This is a genomic window from Bradyrhizobium ferriligni (assembly GCF_056837965.1).
Window position 1 is genome coordinate 53,995 of the sequence record NZ_JBXEJO010000038.1, and the last position, 12,635, is coordinate 66,629.

Genomic DNA, 12,635 nt, shown 5'->3' on the forward strand with positions numbered 1-12,635 from the left:
CTCACTTGCTGCTGTCGACGAGCCCTTTCAGGAACCAGCGCTGCAGCAGCAGGATCACCAGGGTCGGCGGCAGCATGGTTAGCAGCGCACCGCTCATGGCGACGTTCCAGGCCGGCTCTGCGTCCGCGCGCGGGATCAGGTTCTTTAGGGCAATGACGGCTGTTGCCATGTCCTTGTCCGTTGTGAAGAGCAGCGGCCAAAGATACTGGTTCCAGCCGAACAGGAACAGGATGATCGCAAGCGCGACCATGTTCGGCACCGACAGCGGCAGCAGGATGCTCCAGAAGAAGCGCAGCGGTGACGCACCGTCGAGCCGCGCCGCTTCGCAAAGTTCGTCGGGCACGGTCAGAAAAAACTGGCGAAACAGGAAAGTCGCGGTGGCGGATGCCATCAGCGGCAAGATCAGCCCGGGATAGGTGTTGACCATGTTCCATTCCAGCGCGATGTCGATGCGATTACCGCTGATCCAGCCGAGAAGAGCCGCCACGTGCAGCGTGTCGGCCAGCCATTGCAGCGGCAACGCGGCATTCGCGACCGCCTCGAAGGTCGGCACGATCCGCACCTCGATGGGCAGCATCAGCGAGACGAAGATCAGCCAGAATGCCAGCATCCGGTAGCGAAAACGGAAATAGGTGATCGCGAAGGCCGAGAGCAGCGATACGATGATCTTGCCGGCGGTAATGCCCACCGCCACTACGGTTGAATTGACAAAGGTCCGGCCAAAATTCGCTTTCGCCCAGGCCGCCTGCAAATTGGGGACGAACTGATCGCCCGGGAGCCATGGCAAGGGCACCTTCTGCACGTCGCCGATGGTGAGCGAACCGGCGACAAAGGCAAAATAGAGCGGCACGCACACGATCAACGCCCCCACAATCAGAATCGCGTGGCAGGCGAAGGTGAGAACGGGGGCGCGCTCGACCATCTCAAACTCCGTAATTAACCTTGCGGTCGAAATAGCGGAACTGCAGCAGCGTGCACAGCAGCGCGAAGCTCATCAACAGCACCGACTGCGCGGCGGAGGAGCCGAGGTCGAGATTGACGAAGCCGTCGACATAGACCTTGTAGACGAGGATGTTCGTGGCGCCGGCCGGCCCTCCCTTGGTGACGGCGTCGATGATCGCAAACGTCTCGAAGAAGCCGTAGATGAAGTTCATTACGGCGAGGAAGAACACGGTCGGCCCCAGCATGGGCAGGCCGATCGAGACGAAGCGCCGGATCGGGCCGGCGCCGTCGACCGCAGCGGCCTCCATCAGCGATACCGGCACGGCGAGCAGTCCCACCACCAGGAAGATGTAGTCGTAGCAAATGTGCTTCCACGAAGCGGCCAGCGTTACCAGGATCAGCGCATGGTTAGGATTGAGGTTCGGATCCCAGCCGATTCCGAGCGCATGCAGCATCTGGGCAAGTGGCCCAACCGCGGGATTAAACAGGAAGGCCCAGAGAATGCCGGCTATCGCGGGCGCAATCGCATAGGGCAACAAAATGATAGTGCGGTAGACCGAACGGCCACGGACGATGTGGTCGGTGGCGAAGGCAAGCACAAGCGCGACTACCAGCGTCAGCACGTTCTGTCCAACCGTGAACTGCAACGTCACCCACAACGACTGGCGGTACTCTCCATTGGCGAACAACGCCTTGAAATTGTCGAGCCACACGAACTGGACTGTCGTGCCGAAGGGATCAGACAGCAGCACCGACTGCGTTAGAGCCCGCAGCGAGGGGATGAAGAAAAAGAACAGCAGGATCAGGAACTGCGGCAGCAGCAGCAAGGTTGGCAGGCCCGGCCCGTCGCCGAAATTCGCGCGCTTCAGGCCCGCCTCCTGTGCCGGCCGCGCCCTCCTCTTCGACACAGCGGCCCGGCCGCCATCGGCCGTGGCGCTACGCAAGGCTTGCCCGGCAGGCACAGCAACCGAACGCGGTTGTGCCGGCACAGTCACGTCACGCCACGTCGCTGACGAACGCACGGTCATGGCCGTCAGCGATCGCCGTCGACGTTTTTCCCGGCATTGAGCTTCTCGAACTGCCGGAGGATCTCGTTGCCGCGCTTGACCGCGTCATCCATCGCCTGTTGCGGCTGTTTCTGGCCCGCAAAGACCGCCTCCACCTCCTGGCGCTGCGCCAGCATGGTCTGCACGAAATTGCCGAAACGGAAGCCGCGCGAATTTTCGTTCGGCGTCCCACGCGACAATTGTAGCACGGCGATCTCTCGCGTTGGGTGATCCTTGTAATAGCCGCGCTTCCCGCGCGAGCTCGTAAGCGCGGTTGGTCGCCGGGACGTAGCCTGTCGCGCCGTGCCACCAAACCTGGGTCTCCGGCTGGGCGATGAAATTGAGGAAGGCCGCTACGGCCTCGTAGCGCTCCGGCGTGTGGCCCTTCATCACCCAGATCGCGCCGCCACCGATCGTGCTGTTCAGCGGTAGGTTGATGTCGCTTTCACGCGGCAGGAACGTGGCGCTCCAGTTGATGGTGGCATTTCGCTCGATATTGCCGTGCGAGGCAGTGGAGTTGACGAAGGTCGAGCAGCGGCCCGAGGTAAATAATTGCTCGGGGCTGAATCCCTGGCCGGCAATCTGCATGATGCCGTCATCAAGCCATTTCTTCAGCCGTGCCACCTGCGCGACCACCTTGGTCTTGTTGTAGACGAATTCGGTGCCGAGCCCGTCAAACCCGTTGGCCAGCGTGCCATAAGGTTGATTGTTGATAGCGCTGTAGTTTTCCAGCAGGCTCCAGTAGAAATCACCGGGCAGCACGGTGCCGCACCCGCTGATTCCCTTGGCCTTGATGGCGTAGAGCTGCTTTTCCAGTTCCTGCCAGGTGTCCGCCGGCTTGTCGAAGCCGGCTTTCTGGAAGTGATCCTTGTTGTACCAGAGGATCGGCGTCGACGAATTGAACGGCAGCGCCGACATCCGTCCTTTGTAACTCCAGAAGCTCGCGACGGGTTTGATGAAGTCGGCAAAGTCGATCTTGTAGCCCTGCTTCTCCAGAAGATCCTGCACGGGCACAACGGCATCCGACAGCAGCATGGTCATGTAGCCACGCTCGGCGATCTGCACCATCTCCGGCGGCCGTTTGGCGCGGTAGGCGGCGATGACGCCGTTAGTCACCTCGTCGTAATTGCCTTTGGCAACGGCGATGACTGTGTATTTGTCCTGAGACTTGTTGAACTTGTCGACGAGCTCGTTGAGACGATCGCCCAGCACGCCGCTCATTGCATGCCACCATTGCACTTCTATTCGCGCGGCCCTCGCCGAGGGCGCGAACGCCAAAGCTGCAAACAAAACCGCCATGAATATTGCTCTCTTCATGGATGGTCCTCCCGGTCAAAAGCACGATGGTTTCGCGCCTTCTGATCATTTGTATTTCAACCATGACATATGTCTCGCGACGATGAAAGAGGCAGATTTGTCGGCGGAACCGAACGCGCGGGTGCATCGACGCCTTCCAGCGTTCGCCAGCTCTGCCGCATCGACTATCTGAACAGCGCGGACGTCGACGATCCGCAGCGGCCTCCTGCCAAGGCCTCATGACGGCAAACATCGCGGAGCTGGAGCACTTCGGCGGGCGGTTATGATCTTCGCACGCAAGATCTTGCGGAACCAAAACTCAGGTCGATTCGATTGAGGAACCTATTTCGGGAAGAGCTTGTCCCGGATATAGCGCGAAGTCGCCGTAAGCTTGATGCCGCGCGGCTTTCGCCACGCAGCCTTGTCAATCTCCTTCTTGTCGCCGATCTTCAATTGGCCAGAAACTTTCTTGGTTATGAAGATCGCATCGCTCATCTTTCGTCGAGTTTGCCGGTTCCGGACCTTTACTTCCTTCCATAGCTTTAGGCCTTCGATCTTGAGCTTGGGCAATTCCTCCGCTATCTCGCGATGAAGGCATTTCCTTTGACTTTCCCCGTCGTGCTTTCGACCTCCGGGAAACATCCAGAGTTTGTCGTGACGCCGCCTGACGAGCAGGACCCTTCCGTTTCTCGCTGCGACCAGCTTCGAAGCTTTTGTCATACGCTCAAGCTATCCCGGGTTTGATTGCCATCCCGCAAGGAAGACGACGACCCTCGAATTTTCGCGCGACCTGATTTCGCTCAGTTACATCTCTGTCTTCGCTAACTCGATAAAGACAGGCTGATGATCGGAGGCGTCGGTCCTTACGTTTACGTCAATGTGATGAATGCGTCCGACCAGATCCTCAGTCACGAAGATGAAGTCGCGACAGTCCGGTCCTTCGGTCCACTGGACGCGGTCATAGAGCCCGCAGGTTGGGGACCGCTCCCGGTCGGAGCGACGAGCCGTCCACGCATCGCGGTAGTTGAGCCCCGGTCGGGCCGACCGATCGATGATCGTGTGCTGGGGATTGGTGACGTCGAAATTGAAATCGCCGCACATGAGGCTCGACGCCGCGACGGTCTGGCTTTCGTAAGGCTCGTCGGGCCGCGCTGTGGGCGCTTTTGGACTGGTCGACGCGTCCTCCTGCAAGTCCAACAGACGCGCGATTTGCGCTTCGCGCTGGGCGGACGAATAGTACTCCAGATGAGTATTGACGATACGTACCGCGCCGAACGCAGACTTGACCGTCACTTCCAGCGCATGGCGCCGCATGCTGCGTCCTGTGCCCGCGCCAGGCCACGGCAAGATGTGATTGTTAATCTGCACGACCGGCAAGCGCGACAAGGTCATGTTTCCGAAGCGATGGAGTTGGCCGGCCTGATCGACTGTTTCGATCGCAGGCCAGAAAATCGGCATATAGCCCGGCAGCAACGAGGCAAGCCTTGCGCTCTGATCATTGCCGCCATCATGCTTCGAGAAATTCGAGCTTACCTCTTGAAAGCAAAAGACGTCCGCATCCGACGTCTCCTTTGCGACCGAGACAATCCTCTCCAGGTCGACAATTCCGTCGCAACCTTTACCGCACTGTATGTTCCAGGTCAGAAGCCGCATCACCGAATACCCGCACGCATGAAGGATTGAACGAACTGCCGTTGAAAGAGAAGAAACGCGATCAAGAGCGGCGCCATGGTCATCACCGTTGCCGCCGTGATGACCGACCAGTCCACCCCGGTCTCCGGCGCGCCGAACACCGCCAATCCCACGGTAAGCGGCCGCGCCTCCACCGAGTTCGTGACGATCAGCGGCCACAGAAAATTGTTCCAGTGGTAGCTGACGGAGACGAGGCCGAAGGCCACATAGGTCGGACGGGCTAGCGGGACATAGACCCGCCACAGGATCCCCAATGGCCCCGCCCCCTCGACCCGAGCCGCCTCGACCAGTTCCTGGGGCACGCTCTTGAAGGTCTGCCGGAGCAGAAAGATGCCGAAGGCGCTGGCCATATACGGCAGCGCGATCGCGGGGATTGTGTCCAGCAATCCCAGCCTTGCGATCGCGCGATAATTTTCGACGATCAGTACGTCGGGCATGATCATCAGTTGCAGCAGGACCAGCGCGAAGGCGATTCCACTGCCGCGGAACTTGAAGCGCGCAAAGGCGTAGGCGGCGAGCGTCGAGAGAATGAGCTGGCCGATCAGGACGAGAGTCACCAGGGCAATCGTATTAAGGTAATAGCGGGCGAACGGCGCCTGCTTCCATGCCCGTGAAAAATTCTCCAGCGTCCATGGCGCGGACAAGCTGAACGACGTCGCGTACGCGGCCGGATGCAGCGCGCTCCAGAAGGCGTAGGCCAGCGGCGCGAGCCAGACCAAGGCCAAGGCCCATGCGGCGACCGCCTCGACGGGATGTGTCCGGCCTGTCATTGGTAGTGGATCCTGCGATCGAGATAACCGAACTTGACCAACGCAACAGCGCTCAGCAGCGCCAGAAGAACCACCGTCAGCGTCGCCGCGTAGGACGAGTCCTGGAACGTGAACGCGACTTCATAGATGTAGTACAGCAGCAACGTGCTCGCGTTGTTTGGGCCGCCCTTGGTCATGATCACGAGGTGATCCACCAGCTTGAACGAGTTGATGACAGCGTTGATCGCCACGAACAACGTGGTGGGCATCAGCAGCGGGAAGGTGATCCGGCGGAAGATGTACCATCGGCTCGCTCCTTCGATGGACGCGGCCTCGTCGAGATCGGGCGAGAGCTGCTGAAGGGCGGCGAGATAGAAGATCATGAAGAACCCGGCCTCCTTCCAGATCACCATCACGATCAGGCACCCCATGACCGTCGAGGGATCACCCAGCCAATTCCAGCCGGCGAGACCGAAGATGCCGCGCATCTGATCGAGGAGTCCGTAGTCCGGCGTGTAGAAAAACAGCCAGATGTTGGCGACCGCGATCATCGGCAGCACGGTCGGCGTGAAGTAGGCCAGGCGCAGAAAGCCGCGGCCGCGCATGTTGCGATTGACCCAGATCGCCATCACCAGGGCCAGCGCGATCGAGGTCGGGATGGTACCGAGTGCGAACCAGAAATTGTTGACCAGCGCCTTCCAGAAGATCGGGTCGGCCGCCATGGCTTGATAGCTCTCGAAGCCGACGAAAACCTCGGAGCCTTTCCGGCTCGTGATGAACAGCGAATGCCGGATCGTCGCCAGGATCGGGTAATGGGTGAAGGCGACCAGCAGCACCCCCGCCGGCAACAGCAGCAGCCAGGCATTCACGGCGTTCCACCACGCCTGCGATCCGGTGCGGCGCGGCGGGACAATCAGCGATGAGGTGGTGATGTCGGCCACTCCTCAAGAGGTGGGATGGCGGCGAGCCACCATCCCACCGTTACCCTTATTTGTAGGCGCGCAGCACGCGGTCGGCCTGCTGCTGCGCAGCAGCGAGTGCCTCCTGCGGCTTCTGTGCTCCGGTGATCGCGGCCTGCACCGCGTCGCCGACAAACTTGTAGATGCGGCCGTTCTCGTGGACGGAGAGCTCCGGCACCGCATGCTCGAGCTGATCGCGCGCAACGGTCGCCTGCGGGAACCCCTTTGCATAGTCTTCCATAACCTTCGTCTTGTAGGCTGCGGGCGACACGGCGACGTAGCCGGTCTTCATGCTCCATTCCGCAGCCCGCTCCGGGGCGGTCATCCACTGAATGAACTTGACGGCCGCCTTCTGCTGCTCGGGAGAGGCGCTCTTGAAGATGTAGAAATTGCCGCCCCCGGTCGGCGATCCCCGCCGCTCCTTGGCCGGCAGCATGGCGACGCCGAACTGGAATTTCGCGGCGTCCTTGACGGCCGTCAGGTTGCCGGTGGTGTGCCACATCATCGCGGTCTTGCCCTCGAGGAAGTCGGTGCGCAGCGTGGCCCAGTCGATGCTGCCCGCCGGCGCGACATTGTGCTTGCGTGACAGGTCGACCCAATAGTCGAGCGCGGCGACCGTCTTCGGCGCGGTCAGATAAACCTCATTGCCGGGCTCGTTCATTATCCTCTGGCCGTTCTCGATGGCGAGCGCCTGCAGCATCCAGTAGGCGTAGCCGGTCGATGGAATCTCGACTCCCCAGCGCGTGGTATTCCCGGCGCCATCCTTCTTCACCAGCTTCTTCGACATCTCGACCATGTCGTCCCATGATGACGGCGGCTTCTCGGGATCGAGGCCGGCCTCCTTGAAGGCCTCCTTGTTCCAATACAGCACGATGGTCGAGCGCTGGAACGGAATGCTCCAGGTCTTGCCGTCGATCTGTCCGTTCGCCATGAAGGCCGGATAGAATTCCTTGAACCACGTCTTGTCGCTGACGAGGCCGTCGATCGGCACAATCGCGTTCTCGTCCATGAGCGTGAAGACGTCAGTGGACAACAGCACCGACAGTTGCGGCGGCTGTCCGCCCTTCATAGCCGTCATCGCCTTGGTCATCGTATCCGTGTAATTGCCGGCATAGACCGCCGTCACCTTGATGTCCGGATTGTCCTTCTCGAACCGCGACACCATGTCGTCGACGATCTTCGTGACGGGCCCGCCGACCGCAACCGGATAGTACATCGTCAAATCCACCGCAGCCGCGGGACGGGCTCCCATGGACAGTGCAGCGAACGCCGCCGCCATCAACACTCTTCGTCGAGCAAACATTTTCTTCACCTCCCTCGTGATCGCCTTCGACAGCCCTGACGTCACCACGCCTATTGAATGGATGCTGCCCGCCGGCTCTCGTCTACGTTGTCTCCAAGCCGGATTTCCGAGCCGGGATCGAAACGATGTTCGTGACCCGCGTCCCAGATGATCCGAACATCTTCGCCCGGCTGAACCTTGCTGAAACCGTCGAGCCGAACCGAGATCGGCTGCCCGTCGATCTCACACAGGACGATGCTGTCGGCGCCGAGATGCTCGACAGCCTTGACGCGTGCAGTGTGATCTCCGCCAGGCACGATCCGGACATGCTCCGGCCGAATACCAATCAGCCGATCGCCCTGGCGCACCAGGTTCATCGGCGGCGTACCGATGAACCTCGCCGTGAATGCCGTTGCCGGGCGATGATAGAGTTCCTCCGGTGACCCATTCTGTTCGATACGGCCATCGCGCATCAGCACGACACGGTCGGCCATCGTCATGGCCTCGGTCTGGTCGTGGGTGACGTAGACCATCGTCATGCCAAGGCGCTGTTGCAGAGCACGGATTTCTGTCCGCATCTCATGCCGCAACTTGGCGTCCAGATTCGACAGCGGTTCGTCCATGAGACATACGCGCGCCTCCGCGATGATGGCCCGCCCCAGCGCCACGCGCTGACGTTGACCGCCGGACAATTGCGACGGCTTGCGCTCGAGGAGATGCGAAAGACCAACGATGTCGGCCACGCGACGGAGCCGTTCGTCCCGCTCGGCCCGTGATACCCGCCGCACGCGAAGGCCGAAGACGATGTTCTCGGCCACACTCAAATGCGGAAACAGCGCATAGGATTGGAAGACCATCGAGATCTTCCGTTGCGCAGGGGTGAGACGCGTCACGTCGACGCCGCCGATCGTAATGGTGCCGACGTCGGCGTCTTCAAGACCTGCGATCAGGCGAAGGGTGGTTGACTTGCCACATCCCGAAGGCCCTAGCAGTACCAGCAGCGAGCCTTCTTCCGCCGTCAGACTTACGTCGTCGACAGCACGCATCGGCCCCCAGGACTTGGAGACATGGCTCAGCGCAATCGCCGACATGATCTGTTCGTTCTCGGCTGCGTTGATCTGCATGGTACGTAGATGTCGCTGCACAAGCGCACGGCGACTCGCCTCGGCAGAGCGCTCCAAGGTCGGTCACGCCCGATGGACCGATCCATGCCGTTTCCCTCCCATGGCTGCGCAACATTCATTGACGCAACAGCTATTTTGTTCATATGAACATAGTGTGACGATATATGAAACAGAAAATTGCACATGGACTGTTCAAATGATACTTTGGTGGCAACGGAGAGCCCATGCTCAAGACGCCCACAGCACGTCAGACCCACATTCTGGAGATCGTGCGAGAGGACGGTTTCGCCTCGATCGAGCATCTTGCGACGCGTTTCCACGTCACCCAGCAAACCATTCGCCGCCTCGTGAATGCTCTGTGCGACCAGGGCCTACTCAGACGAATCCATGGCGGCGTCGGCCTCCCCGTGCAGAGCCAGAACCTCGCATATGGAAGCCGGCAGGGGTTGAATGCCGATGCGAAACGTCGCATTGCCCACGAGACCGCCAAGTTGATCCCCGATGGGGCATCGCTCATGATCGGCCTCGGCACAACGCCTGAATACGTTGCGCAAGCGTTATCCCGACGCCAGGATTTGCGCGTGATCACCAACAATCTGAACGTGGCTGCAGCTTTCGCTCAAAATCCCGACGTGGAGATTTCGATCGCAGGCGGCACGCTTCGCCCGCTCGACAGGGATATCGTCGGCGAAGCCGCCGCCCGTTTCTTCTCTGGCTTCAGGGCCGACTACGGGATCTTCGGTGTCGGCGGAATCGACCAGGACGGCACTCTGCTCGATTTTCACGCTGGTGAGGTTCAGGCTCGGCAATCCATCGTTGCCAATTCGCGAACAGCGGTGCTCGTGGCTGATATCACCAAGTTTGGCCGTAACGCCACGGTGCGAGGCGGACATCTCGAAGATTGTCATCACCTCTTCACGGACAGTTCGTTACCGCCGGCCTTCCAGCTGCTCGCCGCGAAGTACGCCAATCGCATTCACGCAACTGCGAAGGACTAGCCGGCTGTCGCCGGTCAGTGTCCGACGGACGGGCCCAGGAGTCGCCGATGGACTTTCGCGGCCGGGCTTTCGCTAGCCTTCGTCCCGGTCGCTGGCGAATGTCCTGCGCAACCGGAGGCTGGCTGCGATAAGGTGAGCACGCATGGCGTTCCCTGCTCCATCGCAATCACCTGCGGCGATCGCGTCGGCGATTGCTCGATGCTCCGAAACCGTCCGCCCCTTTGTCTCGGGGATATAATACGTCCTCGGGTACCAGATCCGCACGATTGATTGAATTGTCGATCCGATGTTTTCGAAGATCGGATTGTTGGCGGCGCGGGCGATGGCTAGATGGAATCGCGTATCCGCGTCCATGAAGGCACTGTGATCCATGGGTTCAGCGCCCATCTCGTCAATGCATCTGCGCAGCTGCTCTGATAGCTCGTCGGTGCGGTTGGTGGCTGCGCGACGCGCACATTCCACCTCAATGTGAGCACGTACGTCGACAAAGTCGTCGAGATTGCCTTCACTTAAGAGCACCCCCCAGCGGAACGCACCAGAGAGAAGCTCCGAGGTCGGCTCGCGCACAAACGATCCCTCCCCGGCGCGCGCTTCCAGCACGCCGAGTACAACAAGACTCTTTACCGCCTCGCGGATCGTCGACCGTCCAACGTCGAAGCGGATCGCCAGCTCTTTTTCGGAAGGGATCAGGTCGCCGGGCTTCCACACCCGTTTCATGATCAGATCGGTGAGCGCTTTCACGATCTCCTGCGGCAGCGTGGCGCGACTCACCGGCTTGATGAGCATCGTCGCATCCGTTGTCGGCGCGTCCTGACCTGACCGTGCTGTCATCATCAAACCGCCGCAAGCATGCAGGCTTCCGGGTGCCGCCGCATCGAGCTCACGTACTCAACAACTGGAGCGAGCATGGAGCCTCCCGAAATCGCCTTGACACGTCATAATTCATAATATCAGATATTATGAATAACAAGAATAGGGATGAGATGTCCAAGCAGCCTCTGAACCGCGGAGCGCAGCAAGGAGGGCCGATCGGTCAGGTTGGCCTGAGAACGGGCCGTGTCATCGTCTCGGCTGTCAGCACCGACCGCCCGGAGCCCGCGCTCCGGTTACGCGGCCATGGACGCTTGAGCGTCATCGTCACCAAAAGCATTGCACGAACGATCATTCAGACGCCGCGCGCATCCCAGCAGGCGCCGGAAGTGTTCTGCACGACGGCCTCCGCCGCGGGCCAAATCCCGCGCTGCAGTCGACAGTTTGTAAGACCAATGAAGCAATCAAAAAATCTATCGGGAGGAATGCATGCTCAAGTCACTGCATAAACATGTTTTGGAAGCCAGGTTTGCGCGGCTGGCAGTGCTCGGCGCGGCGCTCATCCCTGCAACCTTCGCAACGGGATCCGCGCTCGCGCAGACCCGCGCGGAGCCGTACCCTGCATGGCCGGAGCCGGTCATCCAGGAGAAGCTATCCGTCGATGAGGCAAAGGCAATCGTCGCCGAGCGCACCAAGCCGCAGACCGAATGGAAGGGACCGACGAGCGGTCCGAAGGCACCCGCTGGCGACTTCACCATCGCTTATGTGTCGCCGGACCAGTCCTATACGCCGCACGTGCTGTGGGGCAAAGGCGTCGAGGAAGGCGCCAAGGCGCTTGGATGGAAGGTCATGACGTTCAACGGCCAGGGCACAGTAAGCGGTACGTTGTCCGCCATGCAGCAGGCCCTCGCCGCGAACCCGACCGCGATCGTCACTCCGGCGGACGCCAATGCGCTGCAGAAACCGATCAAGGATGCAGTCGCCCGGCACATCCCGGTGATTGGCATTCACGCGACCGCTTTCCCGGGCCCCAGCCCCGAACTCGGCCTCTATCACAACATCGTCTCGAACCCGGCCGAGATCGGCCAAACCGAGGCGGCCTACGTGATCGCGATGTCCGCGGGCAAGGCTCACAACATTCACATGGTGGACAACAACTACGCCATCGCCCGCTTCAAGGCCAAGGCGACGACAACACCGATCGCCAATTGTCCGGACTGCAAGATGCTCGAGACAATCAACATGCCGCTCGGCGATGCCTCCGCCCGCATGAACGCGGCGGTGTCCGGCCTCCTTGCCCGCTACGGCGACAGCTGGTGGATGACGACATGCTGCGACGGCTATTACACCAACGTTGCGGCCGCCCTCAGGGCCGCGGGTGCCTCGACCGACAAGATCAAGCTTGTGGGCGCCGACGCGCCACCCTCCGCTTACGACATGATCCGCAAAGGTGGATTCGAGGTGGCTAGCGTTCCCGAGCCGAGCTCCCTGTTCGGATACATGGCAGTCGACGCCGTGGTCCGCGCCATGTCCGGTCAGGAACCCGCGCACTTCTTGCAGCCAGTGTTCCTGATCGTGAAGGACAACGTGGACAGCGAGGGCGGCAAGAACAACGAGTTCGTGCCGAGCAACAACTTCGCCTGCCACTATGTCAACATCTGGAAGGGCGCCAACACCGCATGCAAGTAACGGCGGCCGCGGTGGAGACGGAGCGGCATGTGTGCCCATCCCTCCACC

12 protein-coding genes are annotated in these 12,635 nt (G+C 60.7%); 2 read left to right on the top strand and 10 right to left on the bottom strand.

All coding sequences use genetic code 11. The features are described from left to right. Position 1 precedes the first annotated feature (1 nt). The 9 genes from AC1VNY_RS22850 to AC1VNY_RS22890 all read right to left on the bottom strand — a co-directional run bounded on the left by AC1VNY_RS22850 (position 2) and on the right by AC1VNY_RS22890 (position 9,057). Positions 2-922, bottom strand: a complete 921-nt coding sequence (locus AC1VNY_RS22850; RefSeq protein ID WP_482406867.1) for an ABC transporter permease subunit — start codon at positions 920-922, stop codon at positions 2-4. Position 923: 1 nt separating this feature from the next. Next, positions 924-1,850: an ABC transporter permease subunit gene (locus tag AC1VNY_RS22855; RefSeq protein WP_311989330.1), complete on the bottom strand. Its 927-nt coding sequence runs from the start codon at positions 1,848-1,850 to the stop codon at positions 924-926. Between the two features lie 204 nt (positions 1,851-2,054). Then, the gene (locus tag AC1VNY_RS22860; RefSeq protein WP_482406868.1) at positions 2,055-3,209 is read right to left on the bottom strand and encodes an extracellular solute-binding protein; all 1,155 of its coding nucleotides are present in this window, start codon (positions 3,207-3,209) and stop codon (positions 2,055-2,057) included. 417 nt (positions 3,210-3,626) lie between these two features. Further along, positions 3,627-4,004: an NUDIX hydrolase gene (locus AC1VNY_RS22865; protein WP_482406869.1), complete on the bottom strand. Its 378-nt coding sequence runs from the start codon at positions 4,002-4,004 to the stop codon at positions 3,627-3,629. Positions 4,005-4,088: 84 nt separating this feature from the next. Beyond that, positions 4,089-4,937 (bottom strand): endonuclease/exonuclease/phosphatase family protein, encoded by an 849-nt coding sequence (locus AC1VNY_RS22870; RefSeq protein ID WP_482406870.1) that lies wholly within the window; start codon positions 4,935-4,937, stop codon positions 4,089-4,091. Next, positions 4,937-5,746, bottom strand: a complete 810-nt coding sequence (locus AC1VNY_RS22875) for a carbohydrate ABC transporter permease (RefSeq protein WP_209944797.1) — start codon at positions 5,744-5,746, stop codon at positions 4,937-4,939. The genes AC1VNY_RS22870 and AC1VNY_RS22875 overlap by 1 nt, the downstream gene beginning before the upstream one ends. Further along, on the bottom strand, positions 5,743-6,657 hold the full coding sequence (locus tag AC1VNY_RS22880) for a carbohydrate ABC transporter permease (protein WP_482406896.1): 915 nt from the start codon (positions 6,655-6,657) through the stop codon (positions 5,743-5,745). The genes AC1VNY_RS22875 and AC1VNY_RS22880 overlap by 4 nt, the downstream gene beginning before the upstream one ends. 55 nt (positions 6,658-6,712) lie before the next feature. Continuing rightward, on the bottom strand, positions 6,713-7,969 hold the full coding sequence (locus AC1VNY_RS22885; protein WP_482406897.1) for an ABC transporter substrate-binding protein: 1,257 nt from the start codon (positions 7,967-7,969) through the stop codon (positions 6,713-6,715). Positions 7,970-8,037: 68 nt separating this feature from the next. Beyond that, positions 8,038-9,057 carry an ABC transporter ATP-binding protein gene (locus AC1VNY_RS22890; RefSeq protein ID WP_209946166.1) on the bottom strand — a complete coding sequence of 340 codons (1,020 nt, stop codon included), beginning with the start codon at positions 9,055-9,057 and terminating at the stop codon, positions 8,038-8,040. Between the two features lie 257 nt (positions 9,058-9,314). Between AC1VNY_RS22890 and AC1VNY_RS22895 the strand changes: the two genes are divergently transcribed. Further along, positions 9,315-10,088: a DeoR/GlpR family DNA-binding transcription regulator gene (locus AC1VNY_RS22895; protein WP_209944794.1), complete on the top strand. Its 774-nt coding sequence runs from the start codon at positions 9,315-9,317 to the stop codon at positions 10,086-10,088. A gap of 72 nt (positions 10,089-10,160) precedes the next feature. On the opposite strand, the gene AC1VNY_RS22900 is transcribed toward AC1VNY_RS22895, so the two are convergent. Further along, a complete protein-coding gene (locus tag AC1VNY_RS22900) occupies positions 10,161-10,874 on the bottom strand; it encodes a FadR/GntR family transcriptional regulator (RefSeq protein WP_482406871.1) in 714 nt (237 codons plus the stop codon). Positions 10,875-11,387: 513 nt separating this feature from the next. On the opposite strand from AC1VNY_RS22900, the gene AC1VNY_RS22905 reads away from it, so the two are divergent. Further along, complete coding sequence (locus AC1VNY_RS22905; RefSeq protein ID WP_482406872.1) at positions 11,388-12,587, top strand: substrate-binding domain-containing protein; 1,200 nt, start codon at positions 11,388-11,390, stop codon at positions 12,585-12,587. Positions 12,588-12,635 lie beyond the last annotated feature (48 nt).

What these genes read in the sequence shown, in the direction of transcription:
- AC1VNY_RS22870 (WP_482406870.1), bottom strand. Translation starts at nt 4,937, where the DNA reads ATGCGGCTTCTGACCTGGAACATACAGTGCGGTAAAGGTTGCGACGGA.
- AC1VNY_RS22890 (WP_209946166.1), bottom strand. Translation starts at nt 9,057, where the DNA reads ATGTCGGCGATTGCGCTGAGCCATGTCTCCAAGTCCTGGGGGCCGATG.
- AC1VNY_RS22875 (WP_209944797.1), bottom strand. Translation starts at nt 5,746, where the DNA reads ATGACAGGCCGGACACATCCCGTCGAGGCGGTCGCCGCATGGGCCTTG.
- AC1VNY_RS22860 (WP_482406868.1), bottom strand. Translation starts at nt 3,209, where the DNA reads ATGAGCGGCGTGCTGGGCGATCGTCTCAACGAGCTCGTCGACAAGTTC.
- AC1VNY_RS22850 (WP_482406867.1), bottom strand. Translation starts at nt 922, where the DNA reads ATGGTCGAGCGCGCCCCCGTTCTCACCTTCGCCTGCCACGCGATTCTG.
- AC1VNY_RS22905 (WP_482406872.1), top strand. Translation starts at nt 11,388, where the DNA reads ATGCTCAAGTCACTGCATAAACATGTTTTGGAAGCCAGGTTTGCGCGG.
- AC1VNY_RS22865 (WP_482406869.1), bottom strand. Translation starts at nt 4,004, where the DNA reads ATGACAAAAGCTTCGAAGCTGGTCGCAGCGAGAAACGGAAGGGTCCTG.
- AC1VNY_RS22895 (WP_209944794.1), top strand. Translation starts at nt 9,315, where the DNA reads ATGCTCAAGACGCCCACAGCACGTCAGACCCACATTCTGGAGATCGTG.
- AC1VNY_RS22900 (WP_482406871.1), bottom strand. Translation starts at nt 10,874, where the DNA reads ATGCTCATCAAGCCGGTGAGTCGCGCCACGCTGCCGCAGGAGATCGTG.